This is a genomic window from Stenotrophomonas sp. TWI1183 (genome assembly GCF_039673115.1).
Classification (GTDB): Bacteria; Pseudomonadota; Gammaproteobacteria; order Xanthomonadales; family Xanthomonadaceae; genus Stenotrophomonas; species Stenotrophomonas maltophilia_AA.
Genome location: NZ_JBDJKZ010000001.1, coordinates 478,799 through 501,154 on the forward strand (window position 1 = coordinate 478,799; position 22,356 = coordinate 501,154).

The following is a 22,356-nucleotide window of genomic DNA, read 5'->3' on the forward strand; positions in this document are numbered from 1 at the left end:
CGGCCGGTCGCGCATGCACCAACGGCCGCCCATGACGGGCGGCCGTTGGTCTGTTGCGCACCGCAGCCGAAGGACGGCGGATGCTACCGATGCCCCGCCTCAGCGCTTGGCAGGCGGCGCATTCTTCACATACGTATCGAACCAGGTCAGCATCTCCGACACCAGCTGCTCATTCGATTCCAACGCGGTATACCAATGCGGTTCGTGCGGCAGCATCACCAGGCGCGTGGTGCCCCCGTTGCCGCGGATCGCCTGGAACAGCTTGCGCGACTGGAACGGCTCGGTGCCCGGGTTCGCATCGTCCTCGCCGTGGACCAGCAGCAGCGGCAGCTTGATCTTGTCGGCGTAGAAGAACGGCGAGGCCTTCAGGTACACGTCCTGCGCCTGCCAGACCGAGCGGCGCTCATTCTGGAAACCGAACGGGGTGAAGGTCTTGTTGTAGGAGCCGCTGGTGGCGACACCGGCCTTGAACAGGTCGGTATGCGCGATCAGGTTGGCGGTCATCAGGCCCCCATGGCTGTGACCGGTGACACCGATCCGGTTGCGGTCGACCACACCCAGGTCCACCGCTTTGTCCACCGCAGCCTTGGCATCGGCCTCAAGCTGTTCCAGATACGTGTTGTAGGCGGTTTTCGGGTCGCCCACGATCGGGAACGAGGCATTGTCGATGATCGCGTAACCGGCCAGCAGCATCAGCCGGTACGGTGCCAGGCGGGTGAAGGTCTGCTGCGAACCGGACACCTGCCCCGCCTGCGCGGCGTTGGCGAAATCGGCCGGGTAGGCGTACAGGATCGCCGGCACGCGCTGGCCTTCCTTGTAGCCCGGCGGGGTGTACAGGGTGAACGACAGGTCCACGCCGTCGGCGCGCGTGTAGGTGACCAGGCGCTTCTTGATCTGGCGCACTTCCGGGGTGGGGTCGACCAGATGGGTTAGTGCAGCCGGCTTGGACATGAACTGCGCCTCGCCCGGCTTGGCGTCGGCGACATCCTCGCCCAGCAGGCGCACGAACGCATTCGGCGCATCGGTCACCGACTGGTGCCAGGTGATGAGGTGGCCCGGGAGGGCGCTGAAGCCGATGAACTGCTCGTAGGAATCGGCATCGCTGCGGAAAAGACGCTCCGTCTTCAGGCTGCGGAGGCTGAGCGCATCCAGGAAGGGACGATCGCCCTGCGGCGAAGCGCCCTGCCCGCGCAGGAAGACCGTGTTGCCTTCCTGACGCACCACGTAGGCGCCGTTGGGCAGGCGCTCGTATACGAAATTACCCGGATCCTCGTAGAGCTCATCGCTGGACAGATCCCACAGCAGGCGACCTTCCTGCTTGGGGTTGTCGACGTTGACGATGCGGGTCTGGCGCCAGTGCCGGTTCTCATCGTTCTCGTCGAGGAAGGCGACGTCGGGCTGCGCCGTCCAGGCCAGGCCTTCGAAGCGCTGCGCGGTGCGGGCGATCTCGGTGGGCTTGGCGGTGAACGGGGCCTTGAGCATCAACACGCGATCGCGATGCGGAACGGTGACTTTCCAGTCGCCCTTGTCCAGCGCCTCGGCGTAGACCAGCGTGGCTGGATCGGTGGCGCGCCAATCGAAATCACGCGGACCCTCCGGCACGCCATGCACCGGCACGCGGTCGGCCAGCGGCAGGCTGGCGATCGGCGTGCTGCGGCCGCTGGCGATATCCAGCACGGCCACGTCATTGGCGAAACGCTGATAGGTCACTGCATGCGAGAACGGTGCCTTGAGTGTTTTGGTCAGCACATGCACGCCATCCGGGGCGGCCCCGATGCTGTCCAGCAGCGCCGGGGCACCGACGGTGCGCACGGTGTTGGAGGCGGTATCCACCACCGCCAGCTGCGACTGGCCGTAATAGGCGAACAGCGCTTCATCGTAGGCACTGGTCAGCGTATCGCGGGCTTCGTAAGTACTGCTTTCGCCCGCCGTCCCCAGCGACTCCTGGATATCCGGGCCGATCGCACCCTCTGCGCTCGGCGCCGAACCTTGCTTTGCAGGCACCAGCTTGACCAGCAGCTGCTGGCTGCCGCCGAGCCACTGCACGGTGCTGCCGAAGATCGGATTGAGCGCTACGTTGGGCACCTGGCGGACTTGGCCACTGACCGCATCACCGATCCACAACTGCACGCTGTCATCGACCACATTCTGGAACGCGAAGCGTTGACCGTCGGCCGACCACAGCGCCATGCCGGCGCAACCGCTGGGCAAGGAGACCTTGGTGGAGCGGCCGCTGAGGGTCTCCACCACGGTGAAGTCACCGACGCACGGTGGAATGCCGTAACCACCCGGGGTGTCGTGGCGGCTGCGGTTCTTCGGCTCCAGGCGCACGCCGGCCAGCTTCAGGTACGGCTGGGCAACGCGGGTGATCGACGGATAGGTCTGCACCGTCGTCAGCAACAGGCGCTGGCCGGTGGGGTCGACGCTGGGCGTCGGCGGCGGCGGCGCCTTGAGCACCTTGAGCAGGTGTTCCGGCGGAGTGGCATAACCGGCAAAGGCCGGTGCGGCTGGCAGCAGGCCGAAGGTGGCGACGGCAACGGCCGCAGCCAACGAGGTACGACGAATCAGCATCCTTATCCCCTTGCAGTGTCAACGAGTGCCCGCACAGGGGCATGGCCCGAATCTAGCACCGCTTGGGCCGATGGGAATGGGCCGGAAGGGCTAACCGCCCGACACCGCAAAGCCCGGCTAGAATGCCCCATGCGAACCGTGCACGCCCTCCGATATGTCACCCCGCTGCGCGAAGGCGGCTCCCTGCCCGCCGTTGTCGAGACCGACGACGACGGCATGGTCGTACTCAAGTTCCGGGGCGCCGGCCAGGGACCGAAGGCGCTGATCGCCGAACTGATCGCCGGCGAAATCGCCCGCACGCTCGGCCTGCCGATTCCGGAGATCCTGTTCGTCGAGCTGGACCGCGAGTTCGCCCGGACCGAACCGGACCCGGAGATCCAGGACCTGATCCGCGCCAGCGAAGGCCTGAACCTGGGCAGCGATTACCTGCCCGGCGCGATCAACTACGACCCGGCCGCGATGCAGCCCGATGCGGAGCTTGCCTCGAAGATCGTGTGGTTCGATGCGTTCACCAGCAACGTGGACCGCACCGCGCGCAATCCCAACCTGATGGTCTGGCATCGCAAGCTGTACCTGATCGACCATGGCGCAGCGATGTATTTCCATCACGATTGGACCAGTGCCGGCGAGGCCTGCAAGAAGCCGTTCGTGCTGATCCGCGATCATGTGCTGCTGCCGTTCGCCACGCAGATTGCCGAGGTGGATCCCGGTCTCGCGGTGATGCTGCCGGATGCGGAAATCGAGCGCATCGTCGGCCTGGTGCCGGACAGCTGGCTGGTGGACGAACCCACCTTCGACAGCCCGACCGCCTACCGCCAGGCCTACATCGATTACCTGCAACACCGTCTTCGCGTCCGCGCCGCCTTTGTCCAGGAGGCCGTCCGTGCCCACACTGCACACGTATGACTATGCGGTGATCCGCGTGGTGCCCCGCGTCGAGCGCGAGGAGTTCATCAACGTCGGGGTGATCGTGTCGTGCCCGGGCGCCAAGCATCTCGAAGCGGCGATCGAGCTGGACCTGGAGCGGCTGCGTGCCTTTGCCCCGTCACTGGATATCGAAGGACTGCGGCCCTGGCTGGACGCGATCGTGGCGATCTGCCGCGGTGATGCGACCGCCGGGCCGATCGCGCAATTGCCTGCGCGCGCCCGCTTCCATTTCCTCACCGCCAAGCGCAGCTCGGTGGTGCAGATGTCGAGCACGCACGTCGGGCGCACGGCGGAGCCGACAGGCGTGGTCGAGCATCTGATGCGGAAAATGGTGCGCGTTCCGACGTGACCGCACTACCGCCTTGTATGACTGGCGATAGTGCTCACGTGGGGCTCAGCGCGTGGTGCGGGGCTGCATGCGGACCGTGGTCTGCGTGCGTATCGGAGTGCGGGCCGCGTTGCCCTCGGCGGGCAGGTAGGCATGCGCCTTGACGGCTTGGGCGGCCCAGTTCGGATTGCTGCCTTCCGGCGCGAACGCGAGCACCTTTACGTCGCGCACGCGGCCGCGCTTGTTGATCGTGTATTCCACTTCAACCTCGCTGGACATTCGAACGCCTCGCATGTCCGAGTTCAAATTGGGCGAGAACGGCTTTTCAGACGGCGTCCAGTAGTGCCTGAGCTCGGTCGGTGGAACGACAGCGACGTCGTCCTTTGCTGCTGCCACGGCACTGACGGAGAGACTCGACACCAGTAGAACGGAACACACGAAAAGACGGCGCATGAACTTCCTTGTAGAGCGACTTGGTGGCTCAGCATACCCACGTCGCGCCGCATCCGCCAAATGCCGCTCTTACACGGTGTCGCGCGCCTTCCCGATCCTCACCCCTTCGGCAGCGCGTAGGCGATCACGTAATCGCCCGCCGGGGTTTCCATGAAGTGGTGGCCGCCGGCCATGATGACCACGTACTCGCGTCCGCCGAACGCGTAGATCATCGGGTTGGCCTGGCCGCCGGCCGGCAGCTTGGCGTGCCAGAGTTCCTTGCCGGTTTTCAGGTCGATCGCACGCAGCAGATCATCGGTCGCCGCGGCGATGAAGATCAGGCCGCTGGCAGTGACCACCGAGCCGCCGTTGTTCGGCGTGCCGATTTCGATCGGGAGGCCGGAGCGGATGCCGAACGGGCCGTTGCCGCGGGCGCTGCCGAACGGGCGGTCCCACAGGGTCTTGCCGGTACGCAGATCGACGGCACGGATGCCACCGTACGGCGGTTCCTTGCACAGCAGCTTGGTGAACGGCAGGCGCCAGCCGGCGTTGACGTCGATGGCGTACGGCGTGCCCACCTGCGGATCGCCCGCACCTTCCGCGCCGCCCTTGTCGGCGGTCACGTCCTCGCGCGGCAGCCAGCCCAGCTTGTCCGCCTTCTCGCGCGGCACCAGCCGGTTGTAATTGGGCATGTCGTTGTAGTTGGCCACGATCACGCCGCGACGCGGATCCACGGCCACGCTGCCCCAGTCCGAGCCGCCGTTGTAACCGGGATACTCGATGGAATGACGGTCCGCGGTCGGCGGAGTGTAGAAACCTTCGTAACTGGCCTTGCGGAACTGGATGCGGCAGACCAGCTGATCGATCGGGGTCATGCCCCACATGTCGCGCTCGGTGAGGTCCGGCTTGCGCAGCGTGTGATACAGCGAGAACAGCTGGGTCGGGGAACGCTGCTCCGGCTCGACGCCGCCGGTCGGAACCTTGCGCTCTTCGGCCGGGGTCAGCAGCTTGCCGGTGCGGCGGTCGAGGATGTACATGTCGCCCTGCTTGGTCGGCAGCAGCAGCGCCGGGACTTTGCCGGCGGCGGTCGGGTAGTCGATCAGGGTCGCCTGCGAGCCCATGTCGTAATCCCAGACGTCCTTGCGCACGGCCTGGAAGTGCCAGGCCGGCTTGCCGGTGTTGACGTCGATGGCGACCAGCGACGTGGCGTATCTGTTTTCGTTCTCGGTGCGCGAGCCACTCCAGTAATCGCCGGCCGAGTTGCCCATCGGCAGGTAGACCAGGCCGAGTTCGTCGTCGCCGGTCGCGGTGGTCCACATGTTCGGGGTGCCGCGGGTATAGGTCTCACCCGCCGGCGGTGCGCCAGTGCGTTCCGGGCGGACCATGTCCCACGCCCAGCGCAGCTTGCCGGTGACGGCATCGTAGGCCTGGATCACGCCGGAGGGCGCATCGCGGCGCTGGCCATCCAGCACCTGGTGGCCGGTGATGATCACGCCCTGCACGATCGCCGGCGGCGAGGTGATGGAGACATAGCCGGCCGGGCTGTCGCCCATGCCGACGGTGATGTCGACCTGGCCGTTATTGCCGAAGCCTGTGCACGGCTTGCCGGTCGCGGCGTCGACCGCGATCAGGCGGCCATCCAGGGTGCCTTCGATGATCCGTGCCGCGCAGGCGCCACGCGGCACCTGGGTCAGCACCGGCACGCCACTCGGGACGGCGAGATCCGCTGCGACGTCATTGAATGCAGCATCCTGCGCGGTGGCCGGCACTTCGTAATAGGAGACCCCACGGCAGGCCGCGGTGTACGGAATGGACTTGTCCTTGATCTTCGGGTTGTAGCGCCAGCGCTCGGTGCCGTCGGCGGCGTTGAGCGCGACCAGCTGGTTGCGGGCGGTGCACAGATACAGGCTGTCGCCGACTTTCAGCGGCGTGGTTTCCGCGCCCCAGCGCTTGTCGGGCAGGTCACCGGTGCGGAACAACCAGGCCTGCTCAAGCTTGCCCACGTTGTCCGGGGTGATCTGCTGCAATGGCGAGAAGCGCGTGGCGGCGTTGTTGCGGCCATAGGCGGCCCAGTCGCCATCGACCGGGCGGTCGGCCGGCTGCAGCGGGGCATCGGCGGTTGGCGCCAGGCCGGTGCTGGTCATCGGTTCGGGGAACGCGCCTTCGGCGGCGGTGACGCCGTGCGGCACGAAGGCCAGGGTGAAGGCGGCGACGAACACCAGGGCCAGCACGCCGGCGATCCCGCGCGAGACCTTGCGCGATACCGGACGATCCAGTGTCGGCAGCAGCAGCGACAGCACGAAGCCGATCGCCACGATCAGGCCCAGGCGCGGCACCCAGCGCCAGTAGTTGCTGCCCGACTCCCACCAGGTCCACAGCAGCGTGCCGACGAAGACCAGCGCGAACCACAGCGCACCGCTGTAGCGGCCCCGCCACAGCTGCACGCCGGAGACCAGCAGACCGATCCCGGCCAGGACGTAGTACCAGGAACCACCGAGGCTGGCGAGCCAGGCGCCCCCTGCGGTGAATACAACGCCCAGCAACAGAATGACAATCGCCAGCACAGCCACCAGCCAATGGCGGGGGTGGCGGGTCTGCGTCGTGGTGGACATTGGTTTCTCCTGAAGCGCGAAGATCGCCGACGTTGCTGCCGGCCCCGCGGCTCTTATCCCACCGGGGTCGTGAACGTTGCGCGTTCTTTGCGGCGGTCGCCAACGTCGGCACAGCCGACGATGAAACCCGGCAAGTCCTTGCCCTCCAACGAAAAACGCCGGCGTGTGCCGGCGTTCTCCGTGTGACTCCCGCGGGGTGGCTTACGCCTCCGGCGGTGCCACCACCGGGCTGGCCTCGACGGCCGCCGGTGCATCTTCTTCCACACCCTCGTCCAGCGAGGCATCCATGCGTTCGACCGCCTGGAGCTTCTCTTCCTTGGACAGACGGATCAGGGTCACGCCCTGGGTGTTGCGGCCGACGCGCGAGATTTCCGAACCACGGGTACGCACCAGGGTGCCACCGTCGGAAATCAGCAGCACTTCGTCGCGCGGCCCCATCAGCACCGCACGCACCAGCCTGCCGTTGCGCTCGGTGGTCTGGATGCCGATCACGCCCTGCGTGCCACGGCCCTTGCGCGGGTAATCCGGCAGCGGGGTGCGCTTGCCGTAGCCGTTCTCGGTCGCGGTCAGGATGTAGAGCGCGTTGTCGTCGTCAGCCCCGTTCTCGATCACGGCATCGCCGCTGTCGATCACGGTCTCGTCGACCAGCCCCTCATCCTCGTTCTCGTCTTCGCTGCCGCCGGCACTCTCGGCCACGATCAGGCTGACCACTTCCTCGCCCTTGGGCATCTTGATGCCGCGCACGCCGGTCGCGGTACGGCCCATCGAGCGGACCTTGTCCTCACCGAAGCGCACGGTCTTGCCGTTGGAGGCGAACAGCAGGATGTCGCGCTCACCGTCGGTCAGGCCGACGCCGACCAGCGCATCGCCCTCATCGAGGTTGATCGCGATCTTGCCGCGCGCCAGACGGAAGGCGAACTCGCTGAGTGGGGTCTTCTTGACGGTGCCGTTGCGGGTGGCGAAGAACACGAACTGGCCTTCGGCATACTCGCGTACCGGCAGTACCGCCTGTACCCGCTCACCGGCTTCCAGCGGAATCCAGTTGATGATCGGGCGGCCACGGGCGTTGGACCCGGCTTCCGGCAGTTGATGCACCGGCAGCCAGAACACCTTGCCGGCGCTGGTGAAGGTCAGCAGCGTATCGTGCGTGTTGACCAGCCACAGCTGCTCGATGAAATCCTCTTCCTTGGTCGACGCCGCGCTGCGGCCACGGCCACCACGGCGCTGGGCCCGGTAGGCGCTGACCGGCTGGCGCTTGGCATAGCCGGCGTGCGACAGGGTGACCACCACGTCTTCCGGGGCGATCAGGTCGAGGATGTCCAGGTCTTCTTCGCTGTGGCGGATCTCGGTACGGCGGTCGTCGCCGAACTCGGTGCGCACGTTGATCAGCTCTTCGCGGATGACCTGCAGCAGACGGTCGGGATCTTCCAGGATTTCGATCAGCCCGGCGATCACTTCCAGCAGCTGCTTGTACTCGTCGGTCAGGCGGTCCTGCTCCAGCCCGGTCAGGCGGTGCAGGCGCATTTCCAGGATCTGGGTCGCCTGGATCTCGGTCAGCTGGTAGCCGCCCTCGAGCAGGCCCACACCCTTGGGCAGATCATCCGGACGCGAGGCTTCGGCGCCGGCGGCGCCCAGCATCGAGCCGACCAGGCCCGGCTCCCACAGGCGGGCGAGCATGCGTTCGCGCGCTTCGGTGGGGTTCGGCGAGGTCTTGATCAGTTCGATCATCTCGTCGATGTTGGCCAGCGCGACGGTCAGGCCTTCCAGCACGTGCGCACGCGCACGCGCCTTGCGCAGCTCGAACACGGTGCGGCGGGTGACCACTTCGCGGCGGTGGCGCACGAAGGCCTCGAGCATCTGCTTGAGGTTCATCAACTGCGGGCGGCCATCGACCAGCGCCACCATGTTGATGCCGAACACCGACTCCATCTGGGTCTGCTGGTAGAGGTTGTTCAACACAACTTCCGCCGACTCGCCACGCTTGATCTCGATGAAGATGCGCATGCCGTCCTTGTCGGACTCATCGCGCAGTTCGCTGATGCCTTCGAGCTTCTTTTCCTTGACCAGCTCGGCGATCTTCTCGATCAACCGGGCCTTGTTCACCTGGTACGGAATCTCGGTGACGATGATCGATTCGCGGCCGTTGTCAGCCACTTCGACCTCGGCCTTGGCGCGGATGCGCACACGGCCACGCCCGGTCCGGTACCCGGCGACGATGCCGGCGGTGCCGTTGATGATGCCCGCGGTCGGGAAGTCCGGACCCGGGATGTACTCCATCAGGCCGTCGACGTCGATCTCGGGGTTGTCGATCAGCGCGATGCAGGCGTTGATCGACTCGGTCAGGTTGTGCGGCGGGATGTTGGTCGCCATGCCCACCGCGATACCGGCCGAACCATTGACCAGCAGGTTCGGGAACCGGGTCGGCATGACCGTCGGCTCCAGTTCCTTTTCGTCGTAGTTCGGCTGGAAATCGACGGTTTCCTTGTCGATGTCCGCCATCAGCTCATGGGTGAGCCGCGACATGCGCGCTTCGGTGTATCGCATCGCAGCGGCGGAATCGCCGTCGACCGAGCCGAAGTTACCCTGGCCATCGACCAGCATGTAGCGCAGCGAGAACGGCTGCGCCAGACGCACCAGCGTGTCGTACACCGACTGATCGCCATGCGGGTGGTACTTACCGATGACGTCACCGACGATACGGGCCGATTTGAAGTAAGGCTTGTTGCTGTGCGCGTTCAACTCACTCATCGCGAACAGCACGCGGCGATGCACCGGCTTGAGGCCATCGCGCGCATCCGGGAGTGCGCGCCCCACGATCACGCTCATCGCGTAATCGAGGTAACTCTTGCGCATCTCGTCTTCCAGGTTGACCTGGATGATTTCCTTGGCGGTTTCTGCCATTCGGGTTCCGTTGTCTGGTAGCGGTCCAGTCCGTCGCGGCCGCCCTTTCGGGGCGGTTGCGCCGGAATCTCGATTAACCGTTGGATTCTACCACAGCGGGCCGTTCTCCGCCTGCTTTTACGGGCGTTTTACCGTCAAGAATCAGGAACTTACGGGGGCGTTGCCGGGAGGCGACCCGCGCGACGCACGCCCGGTAGTGCCGGCCGCTGGCCGGCTCCAGACATACCCGGCATCGGCGCTGTCCCACCGAAGATGGCGAGGAGCCGGCCAGCGGCCGGCACTACCAGTTAGCCCGGGTAGGCTACGACCATTGGTCGTGGCACGCGTCGTGGCACGCGCCGCGCCAGTCCTCAGCCGAAGGCGGCCTGCATATTGGCCACCGTCGGGTTCAGGATCACCCCGCGCTCGGTCACGATGGCATCGATCAAGCTGCCCGGGGTGACGTCGAAGACCGGGTTCCAGGCCGCGATGCCCTCGGCGACGGTGCGGGTGCCGCCCACGCCATAAAGCTCGCCCGGGTCGCGCTGTTCGATCTCGATCTGCTCGCCATCGGCGGTGTCCATGTCCACCGTGGAGGACGGCGCCACGACCATGAACTTCACCCCGTGGTGGCGGGCGGCGATGGCCAGCTGGTAGGTGCCGATCTTGTTGGCGGTATCACCGTTGGCGCAGATGCGATCCGCACCGACGATGACCCACTGCACCGCCCCGGTCTTCATCAGGTGCGAGGCCGCCGAGTCGGCGATCAGGGTGGCGTCGATGCCGTCCTGCTGCAGCTCCCAGACGGTCAGGCGTGCGCCCTGCAGCCACGGCCGGGTCTCGCCGGCGAACACGCGCGCGATGCGGTGCTGGGCCATGCCCGCGCGGATCACGCCCAGGGCGGTACCGAAACCGGCGGTGGCCAGCGAGCCGGTGTTGCAATGCGTGAGCACCCCGCTGCCTGCATCGATCAGGCCGGCGCCCAGTGCGCCCATGTGGCGGTTGGCGGCAAGGTCTTCTTCGGCGATGGCCTGGGCCTCGGCGGCCAGCACCTGGCGCCAGTCGCTACCGGCCGGCGCCAGCGCGCGGCGCATCCGGGCCAGCGCCCAGGCCAGGTTCACCGCGGTCGGGCGGGAGGCGTTGAGCCGCTGCAGGGCCGGTTCGAGCTTCAGCAGGGCCTCGGTACCATCATCGGCCTGGACCTCGTTGGCCGCCAGCACCACGCCCCAGGCGGCAGCAATGCCGATCGCGGGCGCGCCGCGCACGGTCAGTGCGTGGATGGCCTCGGCGACCGCGTCGCTGTCGCGGCACTCCACGTGTTCGACGATGAACGGCAGTTTGCGCTGGTCGAGCAGCTGCAGGCTCTCGCCGGTCCACAGGATCGGGCGGATATGGTCGTAGCGGGCGTAATCGATGTCGGTGGATGCGTTCATGCGGCCATTGTAACGGCGCACCGTTGCACACGGAATCGGGCGCTCAGTTGACCGCGAATTCGGCGCGGCAGCCCTTGTCCACCCACACGCCGCGGCTGTCCCAGCCCCAGCTGCTGCCCTGCTCGCACGGGGTGCCGGACAGCTGCTTGTTGAGGGTGACGCCGTGGGTGATGCCCGCTCCGCAGAAGCGTCGCTGGCGCGACTTGGATTCACAGACAAGGATGCGCGGCACGTTGAGGAAGCCAGTGCCATCGGCGGCGCCGACTTCGAATTCGCCCTGGCAGCCACGGGTCACCCAGATTTCATTGCGGCGGTAGCCCCAGCTGTGGCCTTCGCGGCAGGGCAACGAGGTGAGCTGGCGAAGCAGGCGGACCGGCGCCCCCTGCAGCACGACCGGACAGTTCTGCGGACGGCCATTGGATTCGCAGCGGACCACGCGGCGGGTGCGGCGTTCGCCATCGGCGCGCGGCGCGGCGGCCGCGGTCCGCGCGCGGAACTCGGCACGGCAGCCCAGGGTGACCCACACGCCGGAGCGGTCAGTGCCCCACTCCGAGCCACGCACGCAGCTGTTGTCGGACAGCTGGCGGATCAGATCCACGCCGCCTTCGGTCGGCACATCGCAATGCACCCACTCCATGTCACGGGATTCGCAACGCACGACCTGGCCGGCATACCCGCCCGCCTGCGCCAAGGCCGTTTCGGGCATCAGCGCAGTCCACAGCAACACCGGCCACAGGGGCATGCCCGCGCCTACCAACAGCTTCATCAACACGATCCCCGCCACGCCTGAACGATCACATGACCACCTTCGGACATCCCGTGTGATCAGAGCATCATCATGCACCCCGTGCAAGACGCGGATGCGTCAAATACACCTCAGGCCCGGGCGAAATCGAAGGCCAGCACATCGGCGATCCGGCCGGTGCGGTTCATCGCCATCAACAGGCGATCCACGCCGACCGCCACGCCCGCGCAATCGGGCAGCGCCGGCAGGGCCGCCAGCAGGTGTTCATCGAGCGGCGGCAGTACATCGCCACGTGCCGTGCGGATCGCATGGTCGCGTCCAAAGCGCGCACGCTGTTCAGCCGCATCGTTCAGCTCGTGATAGCCGTTGGCCAATTCCACGCTGCCCAGGTAGAGCTCGAAGCGCTCCGCCAGCGGCGGCGTGCCCGGGCGGATCCTCGCCAACGCCGCCTGGGTCGCCGGCCAGTCATGGACCACCGTCATCGTGTCGTCACGGAAGTGCGGCTGGATGCAGTGGGTCATCAGCAGATCGAGCCAGTCATCGCGGGTCAATCCCCCGGCGTCGATGCGCACGGCGGACAAGGGCGCCTGCAGCTGTTCCAGCGTCGCCTCGAACGGGTCCAGCCCGACATGCTGCTGGTAGAGCGCACGGTAATCGATCACCTGCAGCGTGGCCTCGCGCTGGACCAGCCGGAGTGCGTCGCGTACCAGGGTCGCGGTCTCGTCGATCAGACGGTGATGGTTCCAGCCCACCCGATACCACTCCAGCATGGTGAACTCGGGATTGTGGCGACCACCGGCCTCGCCGTTGCGGAACACGCGGCCGAGTTCGTAGCAGTCGCCCACCCCCGCGGCGAGCAGCCGCTTGAGCGGGAACTCCGGCGAGGTGCGCAGCCAGCGCTGCGGCGTGCCTGCATCGACATGCCCGCTGAAACGGGTATGGAAGCTGTCGATGTTCGGCTCGGTGTTGCCAGCGGCGGACAGGATCGGCGTTTCCACCTCCAGTACGTCACGCGCGGCGAAGAAGCTGCGGATCAGCGCGTTGAGCGCGGCACGCTGGTGCAGCGCTGCGATCATGCGCGCGCGTCCTTCAGGCGCTGCGCTAGCGGCAGGGTCAGCAGGTCGCGGGTGTCGTCGACGTACCCGGTCGCCAGGTACAGCCGGCGCGCGAGTTCGTTGTGGTGGTTCACTTCCAGCCGCATGCGCTCCACCCCGCGTGCGTTCGCACGCTGTTCCAGGATGGCCAGCGCCTGCTTGCCGCGGCCGCGGCCGCGTGCGGCATGGCCCAGGTACAGCTCGTCCAGCAGCGCGAAGTGACCGCCCTGCTCCAGGCTGAAGCCCATCGCCAGCGCGCCGTAGCCGACCACGCTGCCCGCCTCGTCCAGCCACAACAGCACTTCGCCGTTGCGCGGATCTTCCAGCAGCGACGCCAGGGCCCTGCGCACGCGGGTGTCGTCGAAATCGAGTTTGTCTTCGGCGTAGAAATCGCGCATCAGCCCGATCAACAGCTCGGTGTCGGCCACGGTGGCCAGGCGGAAATCGAGGGGGACGGTATGCATGCGGGTTCTCTTTGAAGGACGGATCGCGGGGCACGACGGCCCCGCGACAGATTCAGTGCTGCGCGAGGAAGGCCACCAGCTGGTCTTCGTCCCAGACCGGCACGCCCAGTTCCTGCGCCTTGGTCAGTTTGGAGCCGGCCTCGGCACCGGCGACAACGAAGGAGGTCTTCTTCGACACACTGCCGGCCACCTTGGCGCCCAGCGCTTCCAGCCGCGCCTTGGCCTCATCGCGATTCATCTGCGCCAGCGTGCCGGTCAGCACGGCGGTCTGACCCTCCAGCGGGCCCGCGGCCTGCTCGGCCTGTTCCGGCGCCAGGGCCAGCAGCTTCCGGCGGTAGTCCTCGGCCTTGAGCAGCATCGGGCCATGACCGTCGCTGTCCAACCAGTCGGCCAGGCCGAGCGCCACCTCGTTGGGCAATCCGGCCGCCACGAAACGCACCGGCTCGGCATCCAGCACCGAGGCCGCATCCGGCAGCATGGCGACCAGCTTCTCGGCGCGCAGGCGGGTTATGCCCGGAATCTCGGCTTCGACCAGCAGCTGCGCGAAATCCAGCCCCTCGCGCAGCTTGGCGATCGGCGGATGCACATCGCTGATGCGGACCTGACCGACCTGCAGCAGCGCATCGATCGCCTCCTGGTTGCCGGCCTGCTCGAAGAAGTGGCCGAGCGAGCGCGCGACCTCACCGCCGATGTCCGGCACGCGCTTGAACAGCGGCCACGGCAGATGGCGGATCAGCTCGAGATCACCGAACCAGGTCGCCAGGGCCTTGGCGGTGCTCTCGCCGACGTGCTCGATGCCCAGCGCGAACAGCAGGCGCTCCAGCGTGGTGGTGCGGCTGGCATCGATCGCGGCGATCAGGTTGTCGGCCCACTTGGTCGCGATCTTCTTCGTGTTCCAGGTGAACGTGGCCGGCATCGCCAGCGCCTGCGCGCGCCACGCCTCGTCGCTGCCGTCCAGCTTGAGCAGGCTGCGGAGGTATTCGCCACTGCCTTCCGGCGGCAGGTGCAGGCCAACCTGGCTGGCCAGCGCCTCGGGCGACTCGGCATCCAGCACCAGCTTGAGCTGCAGCAGCTGGTCGCGCTGCAGACGATACAGATCGGCCACACCGCGCACGATGCCGGCGTCGACCAGCGTCTCGATGTACTTGCCGCCCAGGCCGTCGATATCCATCGCGCGGCGCGAGGCAAAGTGCGCGATGGCTTCCTTCCGCTGCGCCGGGCAGCTCAACTCACCCGAGCAGCGCCAGGCCGCCTCGCCCTCTTCGCGGACGATCTCCGAACCGCACACCGGGCACTGCGACGGCATCTGCCACGGCCGGGTCCCGGCAGGGCGGCGGTCGGCAATCACGCTGACCACTTCGGGGATCACATCGCCGGCGCGACGCACGATCACCGTGTCGCCCACGCGGACATCCAGGCGCGCGATCTGGTCGGCATTGTGCAGCGTCGCGTTGGAGACGATCACGCCCGCCACCGCGACCGGCGCCAGGCGCGCGACCGGCGTCGCCGCGCCGGTGCGGCCGATCTGGATTTCAATCGCCTCCACCGTGGTGGTCTGTTCCTGCGCCGGGAACTTGTGCGCGATCGCCCAGCGCGGCGCACGGGCGACGAAGCCCATCTGTTCCTGGCCGGCGCGATCGTCGAGCTTGTAGACCACGCCGTCGATATCGAACGCCAAGCCATCGCGGCGCTCACCGATGCCACGGTAATAGGCGAGCAGTCCGTCCGCGCCTTCCACCACCTGGCACAGATCGCTGACCGGGAAGCCCCACTCGCGCAGCTGGGCCAGCGTGGCCGAATGCGTGGCCGGCAGTTCACCGCCATCGACCTGGCCGATGCCATAGGCGTAGAAGCTGAGCTTCCGCTTGGCGCTCATCTTCGGATCAAGCTGGCGCAGCGACCCGGCAGCGGCGTTGCGCGGATTGGCCAGCACCTTGCCGTCATGCAGGCGTGCATCGGCGTTGTAGGCTTCGAAATCGGCACGGGCCATGTAGACCTCGCCACGCACTTCCAGCACGTCGGGCCAACCGGCGCCTTTCAAGGTCTGCGGGATCACGGCGATCTGGCGCAGGTTCGCACTGACGTCTTCGCCGGTGGCGCCATCGCCCCGCGTCGCGCCCTGCACGAACCGGCCGTTCTCGTAGCGCAGGCTGATCGCCAGGCCGTCAAGCTTGGGTTCGGCGGAGAAATACAGCGTGCTGCGGCGCAGGCGCTCGCCGATGCGGCGCACGAAATCCTGCACTTCCTCATCGCTGAAGGCGTTGCCCAGCGACAGCATCGGCACCGCATGGCGGACCTCGGCGAAGCGCGAGGAGGCCTTGCCACCGACCTGCCGGGTCGGGGAGTCGGCGCGGGCCAGTTCCGGGTGCGCCTGCTCGATCGCTTCCAGCTCACGCACCAGCAGGTCGTACTCGACGTCGGGGATCAGCTGCTCGTCGCGCTCGTGGTATGCCTTGCCGGCATCCTCGATCTGGCGGCGCAGGACGTCGGCACGTGCGGCGGGACTGGGGGTCATGCGGAAGGCAATCCTGGTGGGGCATTCAATTTTACCCCTCCCCCCGCGCCTGCGCGCGGTGAAGAACGCTTGCCGCCGCTCCGCAGGGGCGCTAGCGTGCGCCGAACCCCTCGTTTCCGGTGTCCCGTGACCCCTGCCCTCGCCGCGTCCCGTCGCTCTTTCCTGCAGCTGGCCGGTACCGGCCTGGCGTTGTCCGGCCTCGGCATGATGCCCACGTCGGCCGCACCTGCGCGCGCCCTTCCGCACGCCGGCGGACCGGTGCTGCTCAACTTCAACGAATGCCCGTACGGACCATCGCCCGCCGCGCAGGCAGCGGCGCGCGACATCGTCACCAGCAGCGGGCGCTATCTGTTCGGCCTGGCCGGCGAACTGCGCGACCTGTTCGCCCAGCAGGAAGGCCTCGGCAAGGAGCACGTGCGGCTGTATCCGGGATCGAGCGAGCCGCTGAACCGGGCGGCGGTGCTGTGGACCTCGCCCGCTGCAGGGCTGGTCGTTGCCGATCCCACCTTCGAGGCACTGGGCGATCTCGCCGCCGCGCGGGGCGCGACCGTGGCCAAGGTTCCGCTGCGCGCCGTTGGTGCACACGATGTGCGGGCGATGGCGGCGGCGGCCGCTAAGGTCGATGCCGGCCTGCTGTACCTGTGCAATCCCAACAATCCCACCGGCTCGATCACTCCGGCGGCCGACATCGCCTGGCTGCTCGCCCACAAGCCGGCGAAGACCCGGGTGCTCGTGGATGAGGCCTACCTGCAGTACAGCGAGCAGCGCTCGGTGATCGGCCAGGTGATGCAGCGCGACGATGTGATCGTGCTGCGCACCTTCTCCAAGCTCTACGGCATGGCCGGCCTGCGCCTGGGCGTGGCCGCGGCGCATCCGGACCGCTTGAAGGAACTGGCCAGCCTGGGCGACAACCCGCTGCCGGTGACCGCGATGGCGGCAGGGCTGGCGAGCCTGCGCGATCCCGGGCTGATCGCACAGCGCAAGGCGGACAATGCACTGGTGCGGCAGAACACCGTCCGCTGGCTGGGCCAGCGCGGCTTTGCGTGCGTGCCTTCGGAGGCGAACTGTTTCGTGGTCGACGTGCAGCGCGACGGCGCTGCGTTCTCCGCCGCCATGGCCGCGCGCGGCGTGGTGATCGGCCGCAGCTGGCCGATCTGGCCGCAGCGGGTGCGGGTGACAGTGGGGACCGAGGCCGAGATGGCGCGGTTCCGTGAGGCGTTCGAGGCGGTCGTCAGCGAGAACGGCTAGAGCCGACCGTTGGTCGGCTCTGCTTGATCACCAACGCGGGGCCTTGGTCAGCGGCGGGGCCTGGTGCTGGCGGTCGTAGGCGCGCAGTTCGTCGCGGATGTGCGCGATGCGCTGGCGGCCCAAGGCGTTGCGGCTGTCATCGAGCACCACGCCATCGAGCAGTTCGCCCATGCGCTGCACGGTCGGCAGCATCTTTTCCCAGGCATCCAGCGCGGTCAGCGGCGCCGGCAGGGTCAGGAAGAAAGCGATCGCCGGCGTTTCCATCTCGCGGATGTTGGCCATGTCGAAACTGCCCGGCTTCATGATGCTGGCCATCGAGAAGATCGGGCCGCGCTCGGGGTGGCCTTCGACCAGGCGGTGGAAGACATTCATATGGCCGAACACCAGGCCTGTCTTTTCGGCCGCGACCACGATGTCTTCGCCCCGCAGCTGCTCGCCTGCGCGGGCGGCAACGAACAGCGAGACGATCTTGTCGAAATCCTGGGTGGTGCGCTTGCCCAGGTCGCTGGCCGGACCCGCGTCCACCTCGGGCAGGCCGAGCTCGGGCTGGGTCACGCCGTCTTCGCCCACCACGGGCGCAGCGCCGTCGGCCGGGCTCTCGCCGTCGCCCAGCACGGGCTCGCGGCGCTGGCCGTTGGCGCCTTCGGCGCCCTCGACGCGGCGGCCCTGCACTTTCTTTTTCGGACGGCCAAACAGGAAGATCGCAGCGATCAACAGCAGGCCGGCGGCCAGGATGCCGATGCGGAGCAGTGCCATGTCGGACATTCGGGAGGTTCTCCGGCTAAATCATTCAGGTACTTAAGGATGGCACGTCACGCCGCGCCCGCCAATCGTGCGGCTTCCTCCAGGTCGACACTGACCAGTCGGCTGACGCCCGGTTCGCGCATGGTCACGCCGGACAGCTGGTGCGCAGCTTCCATCGTGGCCTTGTTGTGGCTCACAAACAGGAACTGAACCTTCTCGCTCATTTCCTTGACCATGTTGGCCAGGCGACCGACGTTGGCTTCATCCAACGGCGCGTCCACCTCGTCCAGCAGGCAGAACGGGGCCGGGTTGAGCTGGAAGATCGCAAACACCAGCGCCACCGCGGTCATCGCCTTCTCGCCACCGGACAGCAGCGAGATGCTCGAAACCCGCTTGCCCGGCGGCCGCGCCATGATCGCAACACCGGTGTCGAGCAGGTCTTCACCTGTCAGTTCCAGGTAAGCGTGGCCACCACCGAACAGGCGCGGATACAGCTGCTGCACGCCGGCGTTGACGCGATCGAAGGTGTCCTTGAAGCGGCCGCGGGTCTCGCGGTCGATCTTGCGGATCGCGTCTTCCAGCGTTTCCAGCGCGGTGGTGAGGTCGGTGTTCTGCGCGTCCAGATACTCCGAACGCTGCGAAGCCTCGCCGTATTCCTGGATGGCGGCCAGGTTGACCGGCTCCAGGCGGCGCATGCGGCCATCGATCTGGTGCACGGCCTGCTCCCAGTCGGTGACGCGCGCATCTTCGGGTAGCCCGTTGATCACGTCCTGCAGCACGAAGCCGGCTTTCTCCACCGACGCCGACAGCTGGTCGGCACTGAGCACCAGCGCCTGCTGGTCCAGCTTGCGCTGGGAAATCCGCTCGCGCTGCGCCAGCGCCTGTTCGTCGCGCTGGTGGCGGGTCTGTTCGAACGTACGCAGTTCGGCATCGATGCCGTCCAGCAGGGTGCGGGCCTCACCCAGCACGCGATCGGCGCGCACGCGCTCGCCCAATGCGTTCTGGTGTTCGGCTTCCAGCGTCTTGACCGGGGAATCGCCTTCGTCGAGCTGCGAATGCAGTTCGCCCAACCGGGTATCCAACTGCCCGCGCTGCGTGCTCATGCGCTCCAGCGCCTGGCTGAGCGAGGCCATCTGCGCGCGTTGCGATTCCAGGGTCAAGGCCAGCGAATGCGCCGCTTCGCGCACGTTGCGCGCCTGGTCGCGGGCCTGGTCGCGGGCATCGGTGAGCTGCCGACGCTCGCCTTCCAGCGCGGCCCGCACCGATTCCAGATCGCCCATGCTGGTGACCGCGTCGTCCAGGCGCGAGCGTGCTTCGCGCACCTGCTCACGACCGGCATCCAGCGTTTCCAGCAGCTGCACCAGTTCGCCTTCGATGCGATCGATGCGGGTGCGCGCGGCTTCCACCTTGCCCTGCTGGCTCTGCAGCTGCCCACCCAGTTCGGAGACGCTGCGGTGGGCCAGATACAACTGGCGCTGCGCGTCTTCGCGCTGCTGCTCGCCGGCCAGCAACTGGTCACGGAAGCCGGCCAACTGCTGCTCCAGCGCGGCTTCGCGGTCCTGCAGGGTTTCAATCTGCTCGCGCAGGGTGACGATCTCGCGCTCACGCAGCAGCGCGCCCTGCTTGGCCGCGCCGGAGCGCGACACCCGCACCCAGCCCTCGCCCAGGCGCTCACCGCCACGGGTGATCACCGAATCGCCCTCGCCCAGCGTTGCCTGCAGCGCACGCGCCGCCTCGAGATCCTCGGCGGCATGCAGGCGCGCGAGCAGGCGACGGATCGCGGTCGGGCCCTGCACTTTCGCGGCCAGCGAGGTCGGCGCGACGGTCAGCGCGTCCTGCTCGGCCGAGACCAGCGCGATACGGCCTTCGCCGAGTTCGCCCAGTGCGTCCACCAGCGCTTCGGGGGCATCGACCAGCACGCCTTCGATCAGCTGACCGAGCGCGCTTTCCACGGCGTTTTCCCAGCCACTTTCCACGGTCAGGCGCTCGCCGACGCGCGCGCCCGAATCCAGCCCGCGTGCCTTCAGCCACGCCACGGCAGCGCCCTGCTCCTGGCCAAGTGCGGCCTGCTGCAGGGTTTCCAGCGACGACAGCCGGCCGCGGGCGGCCTGGGCCTGCTTGCGGATCTCGGCCAGCTCGGTCTGCCCGGTGCGCTGGCGATCCTGCAGCCCTGCCACGGCGATCTTGCGTTCTTCGACCTGCTCGTTGAGCACATCCAGCGAGGCTTTCTGGGTCTCATGCTGGATATGCAGCTCCTCGAACACCTCGGCGAGCGCGTCCAGGTCCAGCCCGGCGCGTTCGGCCTGCAGCGATTCGCGGCGACGGTCGGCTTCGAGCACCTGGCGGTCCAGGTAGTCCACGCGGGTGCGTTCCACCTCGCCGGCACGCGACGCCTCGGAGGTGCTGCGGGTATGGCTTTCCCACCGCTGCTGCCAATCGGCCAGACGGGCCTCGGCATCGCGCAGGGCTTCCTGCTTGATTTCGTTTTCTTCCTGCAGCTGCTCCAGGCGCGGCTCGGCATCGTCCACCGCCTCGCGCAGCACCATCAGCTTGGCCTCATCGCCGCTGATGTGCTGACCCAGATCGGCCAGCGCCTGCTGTGCTTCATCGCGCGCCTTGTTGAGTCGCTGCGACATTTCGCGCTGGTGCTGGATCTGCTGCTCCAGGCGCGCCAGCGTGCTGCCGACCTGGTAGACCTCGGCCTGCGCGGTGTTGAGCGCATCGGACGCTTCTTCGCGGCGCAGCCGGCTGGTTTCGATCCGGGCCTCGGCATCGCGCTGCTCGGCGATCAGCTGCTGCAGGCGGGTTTCTTCGCGCGACAGCGCTTCGCGCAGTCCGCCCAGGCGACCGTCCAGGCCGCGGTATTCCAGCGCCTTCCACTCGGCATCCTTGACCTTGCGCTCTTCCTGCAGCGCCTGGTACTGCTCGGCCTGGCGGGCCTGGCGCTTGAGGTGCTCGAGCTGCTTGCCGATTTCCTCGCGCAGGTCGCCGAGACGATCCAGGTTCTCGCGCGTGTGGCGGATGCGGGTTTCGGTTTCCTTGCGGCGTTCCTTGTACTTGGAGATGCCGGCGGCTTCTTCGAGGTACACGCGCAGGTCTTCGGGGCGGGCCTCGATGATCTTGCTGATCATGCCCTGTTCGATGATCGAGTAGCTGCGCGGCCCCAGGCCGGTACCCAGGAACAGATCGGTGATGTCGCGTCGGCGGCACTTGGTGCCGTTGAGGTAGTAGTTGCTGCTGCCGTCGCGGCTGACGGTACGCTTGACCGAGATCTCGTTGAACGAGGCGTATTCGCCGGTGATGGTGTGGTCGGTGTTGTCGAAGATCAGTTCGACGACGGCCTGCGAGACGGGCTTGCGGGCGGAGGAGCCGGAGAAGATCACGTCGGTGAGCGAGTCGCCGCGCAGGCGGCTGGCGGAGCTTTCGCCCATGACCCAGCGCACGGCGTCGATGATGTTCGATTTGCCACAGCCATTGGGGCCCACCACGCCGGTCATGTTGGTCGGCAGGTGCAGCGTGGTCGGATCGACGAAGGATTTGAATCCGGACAGCTTGATCGTGGACAGACGCATGGCGTGATGGTTTTCCGGGCGAAGGCCTGAAGCGACCCCCACCATGGTGGATTACGGAGCGGATTTACCCTTCAAGCCATTGATGTTGCAGGGTTTCAATGGCCCCGGGGGCGACGCGATAGCCTGAGTATAACGGGGCGGGTGTTCAGCGGGCTGCGGGGACCTGGTGGCAGCTGGAGCTGGGGCCAACGCCGAAGCGGAAGCCGAAGCCGAAGCCGAAGCCGAAGCCGCATTTTCGGGTAACCCGAGGCGGGACGGCGCGGGTGGGGTCGCGGGACCCGCCGTGAACCCGTCCATGGGGGCTCGTAATGCGCCATCCATGGCGCCTTACGGTCCCGCCACCCCACCCACGCCATCCCGTAGACACAGGGCTGGTGTGCGGGGGAACAGCCAAGGCAGAACAACCAAGGCGCAACAGCCAAGGCGCAACGGCCCGGAACAGCTGGGACCGGACCCAAGCTGGCCGAGTTGGCCAAGCTGGTCGAGCTGACCCTCCATCGTCGACGCGCCGGAACGGGGGTAGAGCCACGCCATGCGTGGCTGGGGCCGTACCTGGAACCCAAAGCATCCACGCATGGCGTGGATCTACCCAAGCCGGCCGTCTATCCAATGGCGCAGAGCCCGCCTGCCCTGGAACGCTGAGGTTGCCCTGCCCTCCCAACCGCCACACCGGAAACCACGCTGGAGGGTGCCGGGTAGCCCGGCCCGGGACCGTAAGGCGCCATGGATGGCGCATTACGAGCCCCCATGGACGGGTTCACGGCGGGTCCCGGGCCGGGCTACCCGGCGCC

At 67.4% G+C, this 22,356-nt stretch carries 14 protein-coding genes; 3 read left to right on the top strand and 11 right to left on the bottom strand.

Annotated elements, in window-relative coordinates; translation table 11 throughout:
* Positions 1–99: 99 nt before the first annotated feature.
* Complete coding sequence (locus ABE434_RS02275) at positions 100–2,571, bottom strand: prolyl oligopeptidase family serine peptidase (RefSeq protein WP_346477662.1); 2,472 nt, start codon at positions 2,569–2,571, stop codon at positions 100–102.
* A 129-nt stretch (positions 2,572–2,700) separates the two neighbouring features.
* On the opposite strand from ABE434_RS02275, the gene ABE434_RS02280 reads away from it, so the two are divergent.
* Both ABE434_RS02280 and ABE434_RS02285 read left to right on the top strand, forming a co-directional pair.
* A complete protein-coding gene (locus ABE434_RS02280) occupies positions 2,701–3,477 on the top strand; it encodes a HipA family kinase (protein ID WP_346477663.1) in 777 nt (258 codons plus the stop codon).
* Positions 3,455–3,847, top strand: coding sequence for a DUF3037 domain-containing protein (locus tag ABE434_RS02285; RefSeq protein ID WP_346477664.1), 393 nt, complete (start codon positions 3,455–3,457; stop codon positions 3,845–3,847). The genes ABE434_RS02280 and ABE434_RS02285 overlap by 23 nt, the downstream gene beginning before the upstream one ends.
* 45 nt (positions 3,848–3,892) lie before the next feature.
* Here the strand turns inward: ABE434_RS02285 and ABE434_RS02290 are convergent, their stop codons facing one another.
* The 8 genes from ABE434_RS02290 to ligA form a co-directional block, all read right to left on the bottom strand.
* A complete protein-coding gene (locus tag ABE434_RS02290) occupies positions 3,893–4,279 on the bottom strand; it encodes a hypothetical protein (RefSeq protein ID WP_346477665.1) in 387 nt (128 codons plus the stop codon).
* A gap of 98 nt (positions 4,280–4,377) precedes the next feature.
* Positions 4,378–6,870 (bottom strand): membrane-bound PQQ-dependent dehydrogenase, glucose/quinate/shikimate family, encoded by a 2,493-nt coding sequence (locus tag ABE434_RS02295; RefSeq protein WP_346477666.1) that lies wholly within the window; start codon positions 6,868–6,870, stop codon positions 4,378–4,380.
* Between the two features lie 201 nt (positions 6,871–7,071).
* A complete protein-coding gene (gene gyrA, locus ABE434_RS02300; RefSeq protein ID WP_346477667.1) occupies positions 7,072–9,771 on the bottom strand; it encodes a DNA gyrase subunit A in 2,700 nt (899 codons plus the stop codon).
* A gap of 350 nt (positions 9,772–10,121) precedes the next feature.
* Entirely contained in the window at positions 10,122–11,183 is a 1,062-nt protein-coding gene (gene mtnA / locus ABE434_RS02305; RefSeq protein ID WP_346477668.1) for an S-methyl-5-thioribose-1-phosphate isomerase, read from the bottom strand.
* Positions 11,184–11,226: 43 nt separating this feature from the next.
* Positions 11,227–11,949: a DUF3011 domain-containing protein gene (locus ABE434_RS02310; protein ID WP_346477669.1), complete on the bottom strand. Its 723-nt coding sequence runs from the start codon at positions 11,947–11,949 to the stop codon at positions 11,227–11,229.
* A gap of 110 nt (positions 11,950–12,059) precedes the next feature.
* Positions 12,060–13,004, bottom strand: coding sequence for an EF-P lysine aminoacylase EpmA (gene epmA, locus ABE434_RS02315; RefSeq protein ID WP_346477670.1), 945 nt, complete (start codon positions 13,002–13,004; stop codon positions 12,060–12,062).
* Entirely contained in the window at positions 13,001–13,486 is a 486-nt protein-coding gene (locus tag ABE434_RS02320; protein WP_346477671.1) for a GNAT family N-acetyltransferase, read from the bottom strand. Before ABE434_RS02320 ends, epmA begins: the two co-directional genes overlap by 4 nt.
* Before the next feature lie 52 nt (positions 13,487–13,538).
* Positions 13,539–16,001: an NAD-dependent DNA ligase LigA gene (gene ligA, locus ABE434_RS02325; RefSeq protein WP_346477672.1), complete on the bottom strand. Its 2,463-nt coding sequence runs from the start codon at positions 15,999–16,001 to the stop codon at positions 13,539–13,541.
* A 126-nt stretch (positions 16,002–16,127) separates the two neighbouring features.
* Here ligA and ABE434_RS02330 point away from each other — a divergent pair, with 126 nt between their 5' ends.
* Positions 16,128–17,249, top strand: a complete 1,122-nt coding sequence (locus ABE434_RS02330) for a pyridoxal phosphate-dependent aminotransferase (RefSeq protein WP_346477673.1) — start codon at positions 16,128–16,130, stop codon at positions 17,247–17,249.
* 27 nt (positions 17,250–17,276) lie between these two features.
* Here ABE434_RS02330 and zipA read toward each other — a convergent pair whose 3' ends face one another.
* The gene (gene zipA / locus ABE434_RS02335) at positions 17,277–18,014 is read right to left on the bottom strand and encodes a cell division protein ZipA (protein WP_179458572.1); all 738 of its coding nucleotides are present in this window, start codon (positions 18,012–18,014) and stop codon (positions 17,277–17,279) included.
* Positions 18,015–18,061: 47 nt separating this feature from the next.
* On the bottom strand, positions 18,062–21,565 hold the full coding sequence (smc, locus tag ABE434_RS02340) for a chromosome segregation protein SMC (RefSeq protein ID WP_346477674.1): 3,504 nt from the start codon (positions 21,563–21,565) through the stop codon (positions 18,062–18,064).
* Positions 21,566–22,356: the final 791 nt, after the last annotated feature.

Excerpts from the sequence above, each read along its gene's own strand:
- ABE434_RS02275 (WP_346477662.1), bottom strand. The coding sequence starts at position 2,571 with ATGCTGATTCGTCGTACCTCGTTGGCTGCGGCCGTTGCCGTCGCCACC.
- ABE434_RS02280 (WP_346477663.1), top strand. The coding sequence starts at position 2,701 with ATGCGAACCGTGCACGCCCTCCGATATGTCACCCCGCTGCGCGAAGGC.
- ABE434_RS02290 (WP_346477665.1), bottom strand. The coding sequence starts at position 4,279 with ATGCGCCGTCTTTTCGTGTGTTCCGTTCTACTGGTGTCGAGTCTCTCC.
- ABE434_RS02295 (WP_346477666.1), bottom strand. The coding sequence starts at position 6,870 with ATGTCCACCACGACGCAGACCCGCCACCCCCGCCATTGGCTGGTGGCT.
- gyrA (WP_346477667.1), bottom strand. The coding sequence starts at position 9,771 with ATGGCAGAAACCGCCAAGGAAATCATCCAGGTCAACCTGGAAGACGAG.
- mtnA (WP_346477668.1), bottom strand. The coding sequence starts at position 11,183 with ATGAACGCATCCACCGACATCGATTACGCCCGCTACGACCATATCCGC.
- ABE434_RS02310 (WP_346477669.1), bottom strand. The coding sequence starts at position 11,949 with ATGAAGCTGTTGGTAGGCGCGGGCATGCCCCTGTGGCCGGTGTTGCTG.
- epmA (WP_346477670.1), bottom strand. The coding sequence starts at position 13,004 with ATGATCGCAGCGCTGCACCAGCGTGCCGCGCTCAACGCGCTGATCCGC.
- ABE434_RS02320 (WP_346477671.1), bottom strand. The coding sequence starts at position 13,486 with ATGCATACCGTCCCCCTCGATTTCCGCCTGGCCACCGTGGCCGACACC.
- ligA (WP_346477672.1), bottom strand. The coding sequence starts at position 16,001 with ATGACCCCCAGTCCCGCCGCACGTGCCGACGTCCTGCGCCGCCAGATC.
- zipA (WP_179458572.1), bottom strand. The coding sequence starts at position 18,014 with ATGTCCGACATGGCACTGCTCCGCATCGGCATCCTGGCCGCCGGCCTG.
- smc (WP_346477674.1), bottom strand. The coding sequence starts at position 21,565 with ATGCGTCTGTCCACGATCAAGCTGTCCGGATTCAAATCCTTCGTCGAT.